Below are 17,139 nucleotides of genomic sequence, written 5' to 3' on the forward strand. Positions count from 1 at the left end.
TCTCCTAGCTCCACAGACTATCAGGAATTTGGCGGCCGGCCTCAAACAACCAGTCGACGCTCTTCGAATTGAGACAATCGAGAGGATGACTGCGAACTATCTCGCCAGGCGGTGCCCAGGACGCCTAAAAGACAGTTAGTTGTCAGATTGCTCGCAAACATCCTAAAATCAGGTGACACTCGTGGGGATTCTGGTGGGCTTGGCGGTATTTCTAAACGCTAGGCCTAGGAAACCGGGTAGGATTTTCTCGACCCGTGAGGAGGTCACGTAGCCACAGGTCATGGAGGATTAACGAGATGCGATTTCATTCGATTCGCCGGCGTCAGGTTTACATCGCCTTTGCGCTTGCCACCCTCGTGGCGTGGCATACCCCTGCTGTTGCTCAAGACGGTAACAACCCTTACGGCGAGTGGCGTTACCAAAGTGCTGACTCTTGGGGAACACGCTATTCACCAATCGATCAAGTTAACAGCGAGAACTTTGAGGATCTTGAAATTGCCTGGCTCTGGAGAGGCGACAACTTCGGTCCTGTCCCGGCTAGCACCTCTCGGTCGACGCCAACCTACGTTGACGGAATTCTCTACAGTGTGGCCGGAGAGCGTCGAACCGTTGTTGCACTCGATCCCTCTACAGGAGAGACACTCTGGACCTACCGCGAGCCCAACACGACAAGATGGGAACGCTCCATGCGAGCTAGCTATGGCAAGGGCGTTGGATATGACGAGATAAATGGTCGAGGGGTTATTTATCTCGTAACACCCGCTTTCTTTCTTCACGCCATCGACGCCAAAACCGGGCTGCACGTCGAGAACTGGGGTGAAGCCGTACCGCTACCAGGTTTTCCTGAGACAGGGGTAGTCGATTTGTTACCACACCTGATCGGCGACTGGGATCCTTGGCTAAACTGGGACCAACCGTATGATCCTGATTTTGGAATTCCGGCGGAGCTGGGTTACATCACGAGCTCCTCGCCACCCATCGTTGTAAATGGCGTGGTAGTTGTCGGGAATTCGGCTGAACAAGGTTATACCCAAAGTCGCATTGAAAACGTGCCAGGCGACATTCTAGGCTACAACGCGCAGAGCGGTGAGTTTATGTGGAAGTTCCACATCATTCCTAGACCGGGTGAATCTGGGCACGAGACCTGGCTAAACGACGCGTGGCAATATACGGGTGATATTTCGTCCTGGGCTCCGCTGTCCGCGGATAACGAACGAGGGATCGTCTATATTCCAACTAATCCACCGACCATTGACTATTTCGGTGGCTTCCGCCCAGGTGAAAATTTGTACGGCACAAGTACCATTGCGCTCGATGTCCAGACCGGAGAACGAAAGTGGCATTTCCAAACTGTACATAACGACCAGTGGAACTACGATTTACCCAACGTGCCAATCATCGCGAACCTCACAGTGGATGGTCGAGAAATTCCAGCCGTGATTCAAAACAGTAAGCAAGGCATGATCTTTGCGTTCAACAGAGAAACTGGTGAGCCAATCTGGCCGATTGAAGAGCGTGACGTGCCAGAATCAGTAGTCCCTGGAAACTGGACATCGCCTACGCAGCCATACCCGACAAAGCCGGCCCCAGTAGAAACACTTGGGCTGCCTGATGACCGGGTAATCGACTTCACGCCTGAGCTGAAAGCTGAAGCGTTGGAAATCATGAGTCGTTACAACATTGGTGACCCGTACATGCCAAAGCTTCACGTTGGTCACGACACTGGAGTAGTCGCGAATGTCGCTTGTAGTGGTGGCGTGAACATTACCCATCCGGTGTCAATGGATCCAACGACCGGAATTATGTATGTCTCCTCGAGCATGGGCTGTAGCGCCGGATTGGTCGCACCGGGTATTGACAGCGATGATGCTGACGACCCCTTCACGACGGGCACTACGGTCGCAGATTGGGTGCGAGGTCCTGGTGGACGGCTGAATGGACCACAAGGACTTCCAATCTTTAAGCCGCCTTATAGCCGTCTTACCGCAGTCGATATGAATAGCGGGGAGCACCTCTGGTGGGTTCCTACAGGTGAAACTCCCAACCCGGTTAAGAATCATCCAGCCCTGCAAAATGTGGATCTCAGCAAAACTGGTGGCGGAGGCCCAGCAATTTCTATGGTGATGGGTGATCTGGTCGTTATGACCGACGGGCGCCAAGGCGATTCCGTTCTCCACGCTGTCAATAAGAGAACCGGTGACCGACTCGGCACGGTTGAAATACCGTCGAATGGCCAGTATGGCATGATGACTTACCTCCACGATGGCAAGCAGTTTGTCGTCGTTCAGATTGGCGGCTCTCAGTATCCGAGTTCGCTAGTCGCGTTGGCGCTACCATAACTACCGCTTACCGCAAATGCATCAGGCCCGGGGGTCATACGAGATCCCCGGGCTTTTTCGTTTGACCCGCAGCGAATGCCACAAGAGATCCGCGACACCTCGTAATAAACTTCATGTTACACAGACAGAAGAGCCTAGCGCGTATACCACGGCCCGTCTGAACTAATGACGACCCTGTTTCCTCGACCGGTTTAGCAATACAATCAAGTGATGTTTAGAAATGGCCTAGTCCTGCCATTCTTCTTGCTTATTGCAGTACTTACCGCGGTCCCAGAGGCATTCGGTCAGGATTGGCCTCAATGGCGTGGACCAAACCGTGACGGTATCGTCACAAAGTTTGACGAACCAATTTCGTGGCCTACAAACCTCTCGCATCGCTGGCAAATCGAAGTTGGCCTAGGCTATGCGTCTCCGGTGCTTATTGGTGACCGGATATTTATGTATACCAGGCAAAGTGAAGATGAGGTGATGCTGGCACTCGATGCGGAATCTGGAGAGACCTTCTGGCGAGCTAGCTATCCCGCACCATTCGAGATGGTCCGGGCAGCCTTTCGGCATGGTCCGGGCCCAAAATCAACGCCGACCTTTGCTGACGGCCGCCTGTTCACTCTCGGAATGAGTGGTATCGTAACAGCGTTCGATGCAGAAACCGGACGTCAGTTGTGGCAACATCCGGCCCCACCAATTGAACCGCTCTACCATACGGCAATGTCTTCGATCGTGGACAGCGACCGCGTCATCGTGCACGTTGGAGGACACAATGACGGCGCGCTAACGGCCTTCGATGTCGCCACCGGGGCTATCCAGTGGCATTGGGACGGTGACGGTCCAGCATACGGATCGCCAATGGTGTTCGAACTCGGAGGCACACGTCAAGTCGTGACTTTTACCCAGGACAACTTCGTCGGCGTCTCAGCCGAAACGGGCAAACTCCTCTGGATTCGACCCTTTACTACACCATCAATCACGACTTCTCTGACTCCAATCCTGTATAAGGATACTGTCATCCAAGCCGGCCGTGGCAACGGCATCACAGCCTTCCGAGTACAACGGCGCGGTCAAAGCTGGGAAACAGATGACGTGTGGCACACCGATCAGGTGTCCCTCTACATGACGAACGGAGTCGTCGTGGATGGGGTCCTTTACGGACTATCTCACCTAAATAGTGGCCAGTATTTTGGCCTCGACCTCGATACCGGCCAGGTCCTCTGGACAAGCAGTCCACGGCAAGCCGAAAACGCCGCTATCCTTGGAGCCGGTCAGTTCATCTTCTCCTTGCAAGACGATGCAGAACTACTCATCCTCCGCCATAACCGAATCCAGTTTGATCCGATCCAACGCTACGAAGTTGCGGCGAGCTCCACCTGGGCACAACCAACCATCTCGGGCAACAACGTCTATGTAAAAGACCTGTCAACTCTTACACTTTGGACAATAGACGGAACTGACTAGTTCGACACAACAGAACGCTGATTTCTGTGTGGGACGAGTAGCCAGTCACTTGCCTCGAAAGACCCTGATCCACTGACACTACGGATGCTCTCACCCCTCTCGAGATTCGATCGACTCAATCTGGCCATCACGCAAATGGACGATTGACCGTGCGTGCTCAGCAACATCTCGCTCATGCGTCACGACGAATAGGGTGTGGCCTTTTGCGTGCAGACCGTCAAGAAGTTCGAGAAGATCGGCGCCTGCCACTGAGTCAAGATTTCCTGTCGGCTCATCAGCAAGAATGATTGATGGGTCGTTCACGAGCGCACGCGCAATAGCTACTCTCTGACGCTGACCACCAGACAACTCATTCGGCCGATGCATCACCCGGTCAAGAAGATCGACTTTTTCCAGAGCCTCCCGTGCACGAGCCTGACGTTCGTGTGCCGTTACACCCGCATAGACCAACGGCAGCTCAACGTTTTGAAGTGCCGTCGCTCGAGCTAGCAAATTAAACGTTTGGAAGACAAAACCAATTTCTTCATTGCGGACTTGTGCAAGTTCGTCCTCAGCCATCGAGCTAACGTCGTGGTCGTTCAGCACATAGCGCCCAGTTGTTGGTGTGTCAAGACAGCCCAAGAGGTTGAGAAACGTTGACTTTCCCGAGCCAGACGGGCCCATGATCGCAATATATTCACCTCGCTCGACTGTCAGGTTGACACCTTGAAGAGCGTGGATTTCCACCGACCCCATCTGATAGCTCTTCGAGAGTGCCTCTACTTCAATCAGACTCACTGAGCCCCGTCCTTATTCGTGATGCAACGCCTCGATCGGATCGAGGCGAGAAGCGCGAATGGCTGGCACCATACCAAACACTAGACCAACGGTCGCCGAAAAACCGAGACCCAGTGCAAACGACCACCAAGGCAACGAAATCGGAAACCCTGAAATGAAATGCACCAGAAGTCCAGTGCCGCTGCCCAGTAACACCCCCAGCACCCCCCCGGCTAACGTTAAGACGGAGGCCTCGACTAAGAATTGCCAGAGAATCTCCCGCGGCTTAGCCCCTAGTGCCTTGCGTAGGCCGATTTCGCTCGTCCGTTCCGTAACCGACATTGTCATGATTGCCATAACGCCGATTCCGCCAACCAATAACGCAATGGACGAAATCACAACAAGAGCCAAAAACACTGCCTGCGTAGTCTGTTGCCAGATCCGCGCCATTGCATCTTGCGTCACCAGGTCAAAATCATTCGGTTCGTCGAGACGCAGACCGTGACGGATCCGCATGACTTCTTCAATCTCCCGAAGCGCCACCGCACGCTGCCCATCCCGGGGAACCACGGTAATGGTTACGTCGCGATGTTGCCCACCACTCCAATTGAGTGATGCAACCCCGAACTGGGATTGGTAACGGGTGTAGGGAATGACCGCCAAATCATCTTGCCCCACATTGAAGCCCCCTGGGCTTGGACGCGGCCCCATGACCCCTATAACGGTGTATTGCTCTCCAGCTACGCGCACTTTCTTTCCGATTGGGTCCGCCGTGAAGCGAAATAGCGACTCGAGCGGTGTCTGCCCCAGCACCACCACTGCGCGTCGATGTTGAAGCTCCCCAGCCGTAAAGAAACGACCAGCTTCAAGTGGGATGAAGCCGACTTGAGCAAAATACTCAGTGGCGCCCAAAATCTGTATCCGTTTTGTTTCCTCGCCTCGGTAGGAGATACGCTCGCGGCTATTACTGAGGCCACTTCCTAGCATGGTGTCTATGAACCGTACTGACTCAAGCCGCTCAAGCGCTCGCGCGTCGTCCGGCGTCAGATTGGGCCGACGAATCAGGTCAATGAAATCATTGCCTGACATAAAACTAATCCCGCTAAACTTCGCAACAAAAATGGTGTTCGGCCCGAGACCCTCAAGCATCTCGCGGAACGAGCGGTCGAATCCTCGGACTAGCGACGTCATACCCACGATCGCTGTGATCCCAATGACAACCCCTACGATCGTCAACGCTGAGCGCATCTTGTTCGCTCGAAGCGTTTCAAAGGCCATCACTCCGATCTCCCTCAACAGCGCGGCCCGCAGCTTCACATCATTCCTTTCCGAGTGCTTCGATCGGGCTCAACCGCGCCGCACGTATCGCGGGGTATAAGCCGAAGATCAGTCCTACTACTCCAGTCATCCCAACACCAAGAGCAATCGACCATCCTTGCACGGCGGCTGGCACCGGCGTGGTCTGTTCGATGGCGAGCGCTATACCTAAGCCGAGCAAAATCCCGAAAACACCACCCACCACCGATAGCGTCACGGACTCAGCCAACACTTGCCACAGGATGTCTCGACGGCGGGCCCCAAGTGCTTTTCGTAGGCCGATTTCACGCGTGCGTTCAGTCACGAGCATCAACATAATATTCATGATTACGATGCCGCCCACGACCAACGACAGCGCAACGACACCAACCAACACCGCAAAAATGCCCGAGGTCGCTGTCTCCCACAAATTGAGAATCGTTCCCGAGGTAAACAATCCGAAATTATTGTCCTCAGCCGGTTTAAGTTGGCGCTGGATCCGGAGTGCCACGACGGCATCCTCCATTACCTCGTCCATCTTCCCGGGTTCCTCTGGCTTAATCATTAGAGAAAGGCTACGCCGAATTCCAAAAATCCGCTGTTGGGCGCCTAAGGGAACAACGACAAACTCGTCTTGCGATTGACCGAAAACGGCACCTTTCTTTTCACTAACACCGACAACCCTGAAGTGGCGGTCCTCCACCTTAATGGTCTTGTCAAGCGGCTCTTCCCCTTCGAATAATCGGTCCGCGACACCCCAACCTAACACCGCGACAGGCCGGCGACGACGAATCTCAGTCGGCGTAATGAGTCTGCCTCTTTCAACGCCGTAATTTGAAAACTGCGTATAACTCTCACTAACCCCCTCGATGCGTGTCCGGTCCAGCTCGCGACCTCTATAAGTAACACGCCCTCGTTGCTCGACCTTGGCCATCACCGCGTCAACCGATTCGGCGTACTCCTGAATCGCGACGGCGTCGTCCATTGTTATTCTCGGATTCAAGCGTCGCGCACGCTCAGCTTCATCCTCGTCAGTGATAATTCCTACGCGTTCGACCATAAAGGCATCCGCGCCCGCCTCAGACGTAATCGCATCACTCACCGCAACATTCATGCCCTGAATGAGGGTGACGACAGCGATGATCGACATCACCGCCACAATGTTACCCAGCACGGTCAGAAGGGACCGTAGTTTATGGGACCAGATGGACCCAAAGGCTAAACGTACAGCTTCAAAAAAGTAGGACATGGAGTGAACTAGCCCGCGGACTGTTACGAACCAATGCTGATGCTAAAGCTCCAGCCGTCATCGTCATCGGCGTCATCTTGGAGAACCACCCGGTCGCCATCTTCAATCTCCCGCACTGCGCTATACGGACCCGTGACGACCTCGTCCCCCTCACTCAAACCAGACAGCACTTCGAAATACCGCTCACCTGCAATTCCAACCTCAACCGCCGCGAAAGTTACTACGCCATCTCGAAAAACGAAGACGCCTTCCTGCTCGTTTTCCTGCTCGTCCTCGCGTACGGTTAGTGCCTGAATCGGGACTGCGATTACATCATCTCGTGTTGCCGTGGTAATTTCGGCCGTGCAGGAAAAATCTGGACGGACACCAGGAACTTCATCCTCAATAGTGACCTCTACCTCAAAATTGGTACCCCGTTGATCAGCGGAAGCGCCAGGAGTCGTTGACGCCTGAATTGCACTAGATGCGATTTTCGTGACACGACCGGAGAACTCAACATCGGGCAATGCATCAATAAGCACCGACACTGGCTGCCCCAGGCTCACGTCGAGAATATCGGTTTCGTCTACTTCCATTACTGCCAGAATCACTGACAGATCGGCGATCGTCATCAAGATCGTGCCTGGATTGTTCATGGTGCCAACAACAACGGTCTCTCCCTGTTCGATATTAAGCCTAGTAACCATGCCGGCCATCGGCGCCTCTATGGTGACCTTACTTAACACGTGGCGCGCGCTACGAAGATTGGCCATTTCTTGTTGCAGCCGCTGCTCCTGTGCACGCACCTCCGTTTCCCGCGCCTCGAGTTCGCTCGTCCGAATCTTAACTTCACTCTCAGTTCGATCGAGTTCCTCTACGGATACGATCTCATCCCGATTCAGCTCACGCGCTCTCGCTTCATTACGAAGTGCCAGGTCAAGATTAGCTTGCGCTGTTTCAACCGCTATGCGCTGTGTATTCAGTGAGGCCTGTGCAGCCCGGAGCCCAGCAGCGCCCATTTCCACTGCACTCTCGGCCGATTCAGGATCAATGAGCATTAAAAACTGACCCTGCTCTACACGCAAACCTTCTTCGACAGCAAGGTCTGTAATTCTGCCCATCGTATCTGCACTGATATTCACCATGCGTTCAGGCTCGATCTTGCCTGACGCAGCTACGGTCGCTACGAGGTCCCGCCGCTCGATTCCCTCGACTTGAACTGGTTCTGTCTGTGAACGGTCCCGATAGAGGAACCAACCAAAGGTAGCCACACTTAACACGACTACCGCTACAACCAGAAGAACCCAAGACTTCGTCCTTTTCGCCATAAATCCTTAAATAACTACGATTATTCCTGTAGAGACCATCTCGATCTCACACAGAGCGCAATGAAGGTCCTCGCTGACCTGACCAGAAAGTTTCGTAGATATGCCTAGAAATATCCAAGACAACAACTCTCTATTATATGTAATAGTCTTGGCAATCGTCCGTTTACCTAGATCGCCGACCAGCCCCAACCGTCATCTCTGTCTTAATGGGATTCGTCTATAATTTCAATGCTCCCCGCTCGCGTGGGACTCTCCTAGGAACAGGAATATGATGGCGCCACTCTTATGACTCAATTTTCTTCCTTTTGGCTTGGACTAACCCTTAGTTCAAGGTCCCTAGTCGCAACGTTTCTAATCGGAATCGCCCCGGTCTCCTACTCATGGGCACAGTCCATTGATGTCACAGCAGCGACCCTTGAGCAGGTCAATCAAGCACTGGATGCGGGCACCTTGACGTCCGAACGTCTGGTTGAACTTTACCTCGAGAGAATTGAGGCGTTCGATCAGGATGGTCCAATGCTCAATGCCGTCATCACGCTGAATCCAAAAGCACTTGCGCGTGCCCAAGAGCTCGACATCGAACGCGGGGCACATGGGGCACGTTCGCCCCTGCATGGTATTCCGATCGTGTTGAAAGACAACCTCGACACAGCTGACATGCCTACGACAGCTGGCTCCAGTTTGCTCGCAGGCTCAATGCCACCTGATGACGCGTTCATTGTTGGAAAACTTCGAGAGGCCGGCGCGATCGTGCTCGCCAAGCTCAACATGAGCGAATTCGCATCTGGAGGCGCCCAGAGCTCGCTCGGCGGCCCAATGCGCAATCCGCACGACCTTACCAGGTCTCCAGCCGGCTCCTCCGGTGGCACAGGCATTGCCATCGCCGCCGCCTACGCGCAAGTCGGCCTAGGCACTGACACTGGGGGCTCCGTGCGGATGCCCTCCACGGCGAACGGGATCGTCGGGTTGAAGCCCACACACGGATTAGTGAGCCGTGATGGAATCATCCCATTGGCGCTGTCTTTTGATATGGCTGGACCTATGGCGCGCCATGTCTACGACGTGGCCGCGACCCTTGGGGTCATGACTGGGGTCGACGACGCCGACGATGCAACACAGAAAAGCAAAGGGTACTTTCAGACGGACTACACCGAAGGCCTGGACTCTCGCGCACTTAACGGAGCTCGGCTTGGAATTGCCCGTGACTTTCTCGGTCAAGATTCCGACGTCGATTGGGTTATCGAAGCGTCGTTGAAGACCATGCGGAATGCTGGCGCGATTATCGTCGACGTCCGCTTCCCAGAATGGCTACTCGAAGTGAACAACGCGCTTTACACCACTATTCGTTACCGCGAGTTTCGGGCGCAACTACCTAAATACCTAGCAACACTAAATGCCGAATACCCCGATACACTCACTGAGATCATTGAACAGACGACACGCATCACCTCACCAAACCCAGGCGCGCTACCAAATCCGAGCCGCTGGCGTCTGATGGAGCGCGAAGTGGATAGCGGCCAACTCTCAGACCACGAATACGAAGCGGTCTATGAGCACGGCTTACCGCTTATTCGAACTATTGTTAGAGGGTTGATGGACTCTGAGGATCTCGACGCCATCCTTTATCCGACCCAGCCGAGACGTCCAACACGGCTCAACCCCGACCCCACGCCGAGCTTCGGTGAACGGCGCCCATCACCGATTCGCTATGCTAACCTCACGGGATTTCCAGACCTAGTAGTACCAGCTGGCTTTACCGGTAATCGGCTCCCGGTGGGGATTTCATTTCTAGGAAGAGCCTTCAGTGAAGCGAGACTGTTGTCTCTGGGCTACGCGTTCGAACAACTCACGCACGCGCGCCGGCTGCCAATCCACACACCTAACGTCGCCAGTAAGTCGAATAGCCAGCCTGATTGAAGCCTGGTCACTAAGAGTCCAGGCCGAAAAAACTCTCGAGTTTTGGAATGTCGCGCGAGACTTCAGCGCGACGCGTCAGAATACCAGGCCGCCTTCCTCGCATCACCTCGTAAAACGCAATATGAGCCTCGACGGTCCGCTTAATGGCGTCCTCATTAGGTTCTAGCGACCAGACCCCTCTCAAAGCCATGAAGCCGAGAGCAATTCCATCGCTCCGTGGCATCGTGCCTACTCGGTGAAGCGAGCCATCCGGAATACGTAACATTCCATTGATGATGTAATTCACTTCTGGCTGCGGCACAAGAAATGTGAGTTGGCCTTTTACCGGAGTCAACTCCTGATCACCAAAAAGTTCTCGAGAACCAAGTGCAGTGCAATTGATGACCAGCGACTCGTCGACCGTCATTAGATCGCCCGGACTCTCAAACTTCCGAATCACGATCTTTCCCCCAAAAAGGATGACATCGCGCATCAGCGCATCAAGATAGATCGAGGGCTCGATACGCATCCGGACACCCAGACTGGCGTATGGTGATGGGAACGGGTGCTCACCAGGCCCAAGGATATTTCGCCCGGTCTCTAGTTGCGATGGCAGGAGACCCTCTGGCTCAGGAATGGGCCGGTCCCGTCTGGTAGAGCGGCGCTGCGTAGGCGCGGCAGAATCCATCATCCCATAATCATCAATCCAACTAATCCCATAGCGAGGACCAACCATTGATTGAAGTTGTCGATAAGAGATCTCCGCTGCCTGTCTGAACTGAGCTTCCCAGGCAGGCGTACGACCCGCAGCGCTCACCAAACTTGAAGTCGGTGTGAAGCCAGCCCACGCCATATTTGAGGTGGTATACGGCGGGGTCTTTTCGGTGTAGATCGTGACGTCAAACCCACGGCGCTGGAGTTGCCGCGCCGCGGTGAGGCCAACAGTCCCACAGCCCAAAACAGCAACACCGCGATCGCCATGCTCAATCGCCAGATCAGCGGCAAGCGAGCCAGTACCCCACGCGAGTGAATGGCCGGAGCCGCCGTGCCCGTAGTTGTGAATGACCGTCTTGGCACCAAATTTCTCGGTCTTCAATACAAAGCCCGACGGGCGAAAAGGCCGAAGGCCGACGGTGGTTCTAATCACCCGGTCCCATGAGGCCTTGACGGGCGGGAGGTTGACAAACTGTGTTGAGGGCGCAACCTCGACACCACTACGTGCCGCGCAGCCGCCAAACCCCAACCCTAAAGCGGCTAGGCTTCCCGTCTTGAGCAGCGTCCGTCGTTCCATCCAATCTCCTCTACGTGGAACCGGCTTACATACACGGAGCGATATCGGAACATCAGCATACCCGGTTTTCGGCGATCTTTGTTCCTCGACATATAATTCGCCGTCCACATGCAACCGCGTCTGTCCATCCCACACTTCTCCGTCTGGGCGGCTCTCACGTGCATCTGCACGATCTGGCTGGCCGCTTGCGGGAGCGACCCGACTGCTGTCCGCGGCTGGCTCAGCGGTTCGCTTACACCACCAGACTCTCCCACTACCATTGCCGCGCGTCACTTCGCACAACAAGTCACGGACAAAACCAATGGCCGGATCCTTGTTCAACACTTCGACTCATCACAGCTTGGGACCGGCCAGCAACAGATTGAAGCGCTGGCTCTAGGTACACAGCATCTCTACTTCGGGTCCGGGTCCGCCCCGTCAATCCTCTTGCCACAATACGGCGTCATCGACATCGCCTTCCTTTTCCGCGACCGGGCTCACTTTGACCGGTTCCTCGCCTCCGACCTTGTTGGTGCACTGAACCAACAACTCCTTAACGAATTCAACATTCGGGTTCTGGCGATGAACTGGTATCGGAAGCCACGCTACCTGCTGCACAGTAGGCGGTTCATAACAGGCCCGGCCTCGATGGAAGGGGCGAGGGCACGCTCGCCAAACCTGCCGATGTTTCTCGCAAACTGGGCGGCTGTTGGCGCAGTTCCGGTTAAAGTCACCTTCTTCGAGCAATATCTCGCTCTGAGTCAGGGCCTCGTGGATCTGACTGAGGCATCCGGTGACGACATCTATCCGATGCGCCTGCACGAGGTGGCGCCGTTCATCACCGAGGCCGACATGATGTTCCCTCAGGCCTCGGCTTACGTGTCCGAGCCAGCATTCCGGGAGCTCGGCCCTGCTGACCAGCGAATCGTGATTGAGGCGGCCCGTGCTGCCGGAGACCTTCATGCGAGGCTCGTTAACGACCGTTTTGATTCGGACCGGCTCGCGATGATCAAGGAGGGCGCCCGCTTCGCGCCACTACCCGCCGACGCAAAGCGAGCCTTTCTGAGCCTGGTCCGTCGCCGGGCGCCACAAATGGAAGCCGAAGGACTCATCCCAGTGGGGTGGTTCGACCGCATTCAGGCAATGCAATGAAAATCCCCAGAGTGCATGGGCTTCACAACCGCTCAGCGTATTCGCGCGTCTGCGATCAAATCGACGCTTTGCTGAGCGGCCTGGCGTTTCTTTCTCTCGCTCTCATCGTCACTGCGCTGGCAGCGCAGGTGATCTTTCGATATGTTCTGGGCACGCCGCTGAGCCACACCGACGAAATTGCCCAAGTCGCGTTAACCTGGCTGACCTTTACCGGCGCTGCGTCGCTCTACCGAAGACGTGGTCACATTGAAATCGACGTTATCACCGGTCTACTGCCCCACCGGGCTGCCAGACTGGTCGCTATCGTCGTCGAACTCGCAGTCCTCACGACTCTCCTGCTCGTCGTCGCGCAAATCGTCGAGACCAAGCCGGTCATGGAGCGCGTGATCTACGGCACGTTACAGCGTTCGAAGTTCACACTGCAGTTCCTTCCGCTGCTCCTTGGCGGCGTTGCGACGGTCTTGTTTGGCATCGAAGCACTGCTGCGACTCCGACGCAAACCGTTTAAGCCAGATGGCCGGTTTCAAGTTCAATCAATGCCATGGAACTGATCTGGCTCATCGCGTTATTCATCGGCCTTCTCGCGCTCCGCTGCCCGGTTGCCTACGCGATGATTATCACGTCATTCGTTGCCCTTTGGACCGGAGACCTTCCAGTCCTCAATGTCTCACTGAAGCTTGCGAGCGGGGTCGATTCGTTTCCGCTGCTAGCCATTCCATTGTTCATTCTGGCCGGCAACCTGATGAACACACTCGGAATCACCGAACGGATCTTTGGCCTAGCCGGAGCCTTGGTGCGCCACCTCCCCGGGGGCCTGGGTCACGTGAACGTCTTGGCTTCGGTGTTCTTCGCCGGCATGTCGGGTTCGTCCATCGCCGACGCAGGTGGCCTGGGCGCAGTCGAGATCAAGGCTATGCGGGAAGCCGGCTATCCGCCGGCGTTCAGCGCAGCCGTCACCGCTGCGTCGGCCACCATTGGCCCCGTCGTCCCGCCGTCGATCGCCATGGTCCTCTATGCATTTCTAGCCGAACAGTCGATCGCCGCCATGTTTCTGGCCGGCATCGTGCCAGGTCTTTTGATGGCCGCCGCGATGATGGCGCTCATCTACAGCCTCAGCCGGAGCGAAGCCTACACGTGCCCCGTCATGCCACGTGCAACCTTGGCCGAAGTAGCGACCGCGACCCGGCGGGCCGCGGTGCCGATGCTAGCTCCACTGATCCTCGTCGGCGGAATCCTGCTTGGGGTGTTCACCCCGACCGAAGCGGGTGTCGTTGTAGTCATGTACGCAGTCGTTGTCGGTCTTGGCTACCTGCGCTTCCAACCATCCGAGGTCATGACGGCCGTACGCGAGACGGTGCGCACGTCGGCAGCGACGCTGTTCATTATTGCGGCGAGTATGATCTTCGGTTGGATCGTGGTGGTCCATCGAGCACCGGACCTGACCCTGGCATTCGTGTCGACCTTCATTGAGAGCCCGACGGCCGTAATGGCCTGTATCATCCTCACCATGTTCGTGATCGGAATGTTTCTTGAAGGTATTCCTGCGCAAGTGCTGACAGTGCCGACCTTTCTTGCGCTAGCTACGCGCTTCGGTATCGACCCAATCCACATGGGCGTGGTCGTGGTGCTAACCATCATGATTGGTTCACTCACTCCACCCGTCGGCCTCGTCCTCTACACAGTGATGGCGATTTCCAAGGTCCGCATGCATTCGCTTGTGCGAGCACTGTGGCCCTTTTACCTCGTCCTCCTGCTCACCACTTTGGTCGTTGGGTTCGTTCCCAGCCTGAGTCTGTGGCTTCCTGGCCTGGTCCTCGGACGATGACGCCCCAAACAACGTTCGAAACTGTCCAAGCTGAGTTTCCCATCAAGAAGAAATGGGCCTATTTTAATAATGCCTCGATCGGACCCTGCTCGACTCGCGTGAATGATGCAGTGAGTCAGTTTCTAGCGGAAGTCCAGAGGGACGGACGCCTCCATTACCCCGAATGGTGCCGAGAAGCAGATGGAGCAATCAAGACCCGCATCGCAAACCTGATCGGCGCGATGCCTAATGAGCTTGCGTTTGTTCCGAACACGACGCAAGGACTTTCACTCGTCGCAAACGGTCTCGACTGGAGGGATGGAGACAACGTCATCATCGCGGACATCGAATATCCGTCCAACGTCTACCCATGGCTGAATCTCCGGCCGCGAGGGGTAAACGTCCGGTGGGTTGAGGCTCGGCGGGGCCGCATCGCCCCAAAGGATGTCGAGCAAGCAATCGACGCGCGTACGCGCCTCGTCTCCCTGAGTTCAGTGCAGTTTTCGAACGGGTTTCGTCTCGACCTAGGCGCTCTGAGTGAAATCTGCAAGCGCCGACGCGTGCGGCTGAACCTCGACGCGATCCAGCACGTCGGCGCCCTCCATCTCGACGTATCGCGCTATCAAATCGATTATCTTTCGGCGGGCGGCCACAAATGGCTCTTGGGCCCGATCGGCAGCGGCATCTTCTACTGCCGCCGGGACGCACTGGAAACACTGAGCCCTCCGATTGTCGGCTACCACAGCGTGGACAAACCCTTAGACCATGCCGACTACGAGCTGACCCTGCGGCCAGATGCCGGCCGTTTCGAGGAAGCGCTCGTGGGTTTCCCGGCCATCCGCGGGCTGGATGCATCAGTACAGATGCTGTTGGAACTATCGATGCCAGCAGTCGAACGGCACGTACTTGACCTGACGTCGCTCGCCATCGAAGGACTTCGCAGCCGGGGTTACGAGATACTCAGCCCAGCCACCAAGGCCGAACGGTCGGGCATTGTGTCGTTCAAGCACCCATCGGTGTCGGCGCCGACCGTCGAAGCACGCCTAACTGCCGGCGGCGTCCAAGTTGCCGTCCGCCGGGGAGCACTGCGTCTCTCCCCATCTTTCTACAACGACACCAACGAGATTGAGAGATTCCTCGAGGTGCTGCCCTGAGACAGCCTCCGTCAGGCACCAACTAGGGAAGGACCGCCGGGCAAGAGGAGGCGGTCCGGCTAGTGCTCACGGACCAACCCTGATTAGTATCCCCACACTATCGACAGACCCCAATTACCCAGCATCGTGCGCCCTACCACTACTAGGTCAACCGACCTATGACCCAAGTCATATTGGCCCATTTATCGCCATTTCTCGGTGCATTCACAGCCTTCCCGACTCCTAGAAAGCCTACCTCACCGGTAAAAACAAAGGGAAACTATTGACACTTAGCCGATCGAGGCGCATCCTATGGGGCGGTTCGAAACTTAATGAGTGAATATGTCATGGGGTGTAGTTGAAATGATACTAAAGGGTTTGTTTGGTTCTGGAGTTTGTTCTTGTGTCGTCCTGGCTAGCCTTTTGCTGGCCTCGCCTAGTAGTGCCCAAGATGGCGCTACCGTCCACGAAGGCCTAGAGATCTCTATTGGTCATTTGGACCGGGGAATTGTTGTTCCTCTCGGGGACTGCCCGCCCGGCGAAAACATCGTTCGCGGGGTTATTGCACCCGGCACCAACGACACCGAGTTCGTAACCGTTCATCTAGACTTCAAGGTTTTGGCTGATTTCGACCCTGTGAACTGGCCTCGGCCGGCCATTCATGACATTAATGGCCGCGTGTATCGTACGGCCCAGGTTTTCAGCGACATGGATCGTGAACCCGAATACACCTGTAATTTTTCGTTCCGGGTACCGGTTGGAATGGACGTCAAGGAAATATTGGTCGACGACATAACATTGGACCTCACTGCGCATGACCAGTAGCAGCGTTAGAACTTAAAGGAGTAGAGGAAAACATGGAGATTAATCGACGTAAATTCTTCAAGAGCGTTGGTGGGTCTGCTGCAGTTGCGCTCATGACTTCTTCGCAGAAAGCTGAGGCTCTCGAGCACTTCATGGAAGAGGAGCTCGAGGAGCATATGCTCGACCAGGGCCAGCAGACGGGCACCTATCCGACCGTTGCCGAACTCGCCGAACAGGACAAAGACCTTACCCGTCGTAATCGCCGGGGTGCCGGTGGTCTTTTCGTGCGCGGCCGTGACGGGAACCTACCCGCGCTCCAGCCGATGCCCGAGAAGCCGACACTGCTCGATTTCTTCAAGTACCGGTTCCGCACGGTAACCCACAATCAGCAGAGTGCCGCGCGCGCCTTGCAGACTGGCATGAATGAAAAAGTGGTCCTGGCCTGTCTTCTGCATGACGTTATCCTGGATGTTGTCCATCCGGACCACGGGTGGTGGGGCGCACAACTCATTGAGCCCTACGTGCCCGAAGAAACGACCTTTGCGGTCCGCTATCACTCGACGTTACGTTTCTTCCCGGATTCGGATTACGGATACGAGTATCCGGAAAGCTACCTCCGGACGTTTGGTGAGGATTACGTGCCGGAGCCTTACCTGCAGCGCACCTATCAGAAGGTAAGAA

At 55.7% G+C, this 17,139-nt stretch carries 14 protein-coding genes; 9 read left to right on the plus strand and 5 right to left on the minus strand.

Annotated elements, in window-relative coordinates; all coding sequences use genetic code 11:
* Positions 1-296: 296 nt before the first annotated feature.
* Positions 297-2,339 carry a PQQ-binding-like beta-propeller repeat protein gene (locus QGH09_08220; protein HJO18167.1) on the plus strand — a complete coding sequence of 681 codons (2,043 nt, stop codon included), beginning with the start codon at positions 297-299 and terminating at the stop codon, positions 2,337-2,339.
* 210 nt (positions 2,340-2,549) lie between these two features.
* Entirely contained in the window at positions 2,550-3,791 is a 1,242-nt protein-coding gene (locus QGH09_08225; protein ID HJO18168.1) for a PQQ-binding-like beta-propeller repeat protein, read from the plus strand.
* Between the two features lie 90 nt (positions 3,792-3,881).
* On the opposite strand, the gene QGH09_08230 is transcribed toward QGH09_08225, so the two are convergent.
* Genes QGH09_08230 through QGH09_08245 form a run of 4 tightly spaced genes read right to left on the minus strand, consistent with a single transcriptional unit; the run spans position 3,882 to position 8,399 of the window.
* Complete coding sequence (locus QGH09_08230) at positions 3,882-4,568, minus strand: ABC transporter ATP-binding protein (GenBank protein ID HJO18169.1); 687 nt, start codon at positions 4,566-4,568, stop codon at positions 3,882-3,884.
* A gap of 12 nt (positions 4,569-4,580) precedes the next feature.
* Positions 4,581-5,864 carry an ABC transporter permease gene (locus QGH09_08235; protein ID HJO18170.1) on the minus strand — a complete coding sequence of 428 codons (1,284 nt, stop codon included), beginning with the start codon at positions 5,862-5,864 and terminating at the stop codon, positions 4,581-4,583.
* Between the two features lies 1 nt (position 5,865).
* Positions 5,866-7,092, minus strand: a complete 1,227-nt coding sequence (locus tag QGH09_08240; GenBank protein ID HJO18171.1) for an ABC transporter permease — start codon at positions 7,090-7,092, stop codon at positions 5,866-5,868.
* Between the two features lie 23 nt (positions 7,093-7,115).
* On the minus strand, positions 7,116-8,399 hold the full coding sequence (locus QGH09_08245; protein ID HJO18172.1) for an efflux RND transporter periplasmic adaptor subunit: 1,284 nt from the start codon (positions 8,397-8,399) through the stop codon (positions 7,116-7,118).
* A gap of 285 nt (positions 8,400-8,684) precedes the next feature.
* On the opposite strand from QGH09_08245, the gene QGH09_08250 reads away from it, so the two are divergent.
* Entirely contained in the window at positions 8,685-10,316 is a 1,632-nt protein-coding gene (locus tag QGH09_08250) for an amidase family protein (GenBank protein HJO18173.1), read from the plus strand.
* A 10-nt stretch (positions 10,317-10,326) separates the two neighbouring features.
* Here QGH09_08250 and QGH09_08255 read toward each other — a convergent pair whose 3' ends face one another.
* Positions 10,327-11,586 carry an FAD-dependent oxidoreductase gene (locus QGH09_08255; GenBank protein HJO18174.1) on the minus strand — a complete coding sequence of 420 codons (1,260 nt, stop codon included), beginning with the start codon at positions 11,584-11,586 and terminating at the stop codon, positions 10,327-10,329.
* Between the two features lie 108 nt (positions 11,587-11,694).
* Here QGH09_08255 and QGH09_08260 point away from each other — a divergent pair, with 108 nt between their 5' ends.
* The 6 genes from QGH09_08260 to QGH09_08285 form a co-directional block, all read left to right on the plus strand.
* Positions 11,695-12,717, plus strand: a complete 1,023-nt coding sequence (locus QGH09_08260) for a TRAP transporter substrate-binding protein (GenBank protein HJO18175.1) — start codon at positions 11,695-11,697, stop codon at positions 12,715-12,717.
* Positions 12,714-13,268: a TRAP transporter small permease subunit gene (locus QGH09_08265; GenBank protein HJO18176.1), complete on the plus strand. Its 555-nt coding sequence runs from the start codon at positions 12,714-12,716 to the stop codon at positions 13,266-13,268. Before QGH09_08260 ends, QGH09_08265 begins: the two co-directional genes overlap by 4 nt.
* Positions 13,259-14,542 (plus strand): TRAP transporter large permease, encoded by a 1,284-nt coding sequence (locus QGH09_08270; GenBank protein ID HJO18177.1) that lies wholly within the window; start codon positions 13,259-13,261, stop codon positions 14,540-14,542. Before QGH09_08265 ends, QGH09_08270 begins: the two co-directional genes overlap by 10 nt.
* Entirely contained in the window at positions 14,539-15,675 is a 1,137-nt protein-coding gene (locus QGH09_08275) for an aminotransferase class V-fold PLP-dependent enzyme (GenBank protein ID HJO18178.1), read from the plus strand. The genes QGH09_08270 and QGH09_08275 overlap by 4 nt, the downstream gene beginning before the upstream one ends.
* 321 nt (positions 15,676-15,996) lie before the next feature.
* Positions 15,997-16,479, plus strand: a complete 483-nt coding sequence (locus QGH09_08280) for a hypothetical protein (GenBank protein ID HJO18179.1) — start codon at positions 15,997-15,999, stop codon at positions 16,477-16,479.
* A 32-nt stretch (positions 16,480-16,511) separates the two neighbouring features.
* Positions 16,512-17,139, plus strand: a 628-nt coding sequence (locus QGH09_08285; protein HJO18180.1) for a hypothetical protein, incomplete at its 3' end; no start/stop codon positions are given.

Source organism: Vicinamibacterales bacterium, from assembly GCA_036012125.1.
Classification (GTDB): Bacteria; Acidobacteriota; Vicinamibacteria; order Vicinamibacterales; family UBA823; genus UBA11600.

What these genes read in the sequence shown, in the direction of transcription:
- QGH09_08220 (HJO18167.1), top strand. Translation starts at nt 297, where the DNA reads ATGCGATTTCATTCGATTCGCCGGCGTCAGGTTTACATCGCCTTTGCG.
- QGH09_08225 (HJO18168.1), top strand. Translation starts at nt 2,550, where the DNA reads ATGTTTAGAAATGGCCTAGTCCTGCCATTCTTCTTGCTTATTGCAGTA.
- QGH09_08240 (HJO18171.1), bottom strand. Translation starts at nt 7,092, where the DNA reads ATGTCCTACTTTTTTGAAGCTGTACGTTTAGCCTTTGGGTCCATCTGG.
- QGH09_08245 (HJO18172.1), bottom strand. Translation starts at nt 8,399, where the DNA reads ATGGCGAAAAGGACGAAGTCTTGGGTTCTTCTGGTTGTAGCGGTAGTC.
- QGH09_08250 (HJO18173.1), top strand. Translation starts at nt 8,685, where the DNA reads ATGACTCAATTTTCTTCCTTTTGGCTTGGACTAACCCTTAGTTCAAGG.
- QGH09_08255 (HJO18174.1), bottom strand. Translation starts at nt 11,586, where the DNA reads ATGGAACGACGGACGCTGCTCAAGACGGGAAGCCTAGCCGCTTTAGGG.
- QGH09_08260 (HJO18175.1), top strand. Translation starts at nt 11,695, where the DNA reads ATGCAACCGCGTCTGTCCATCCCACACTTCTCCGTCTGGGCGGCTCTC.
- QGH09_08265 (HJO18176.1), top strand. Translation starts at nt 12,714, where the DNA reads ATGAAAATCCCCAGAGTGCATGGGCTTCACAACCGCTCAGCGTATTCG.
- QGH09_08270 (HJO18177.1), top strand. Translation starts at nt 13,259, where the DNA reads ATGGAACTGATCTGGCTCATCGCGTTATTCATCGGCCTTCTCGCGCTC.
- QGH09_08275 (HJO18178.1), top strand. Translation starts at nt 14,539, where the DNA reads ATGACGCCCCAAACAACGTTCGAAACTGTCCAAGCTGAGTTTCCCATC.
- QGH09_08280 (HJO18179.1), top strand. Translation starts at nt 15,997, where the DNA reads ATGTCATGGGGTGTAGTTGAAATGATACTAAAGGGTTTGTTTGGTTCT.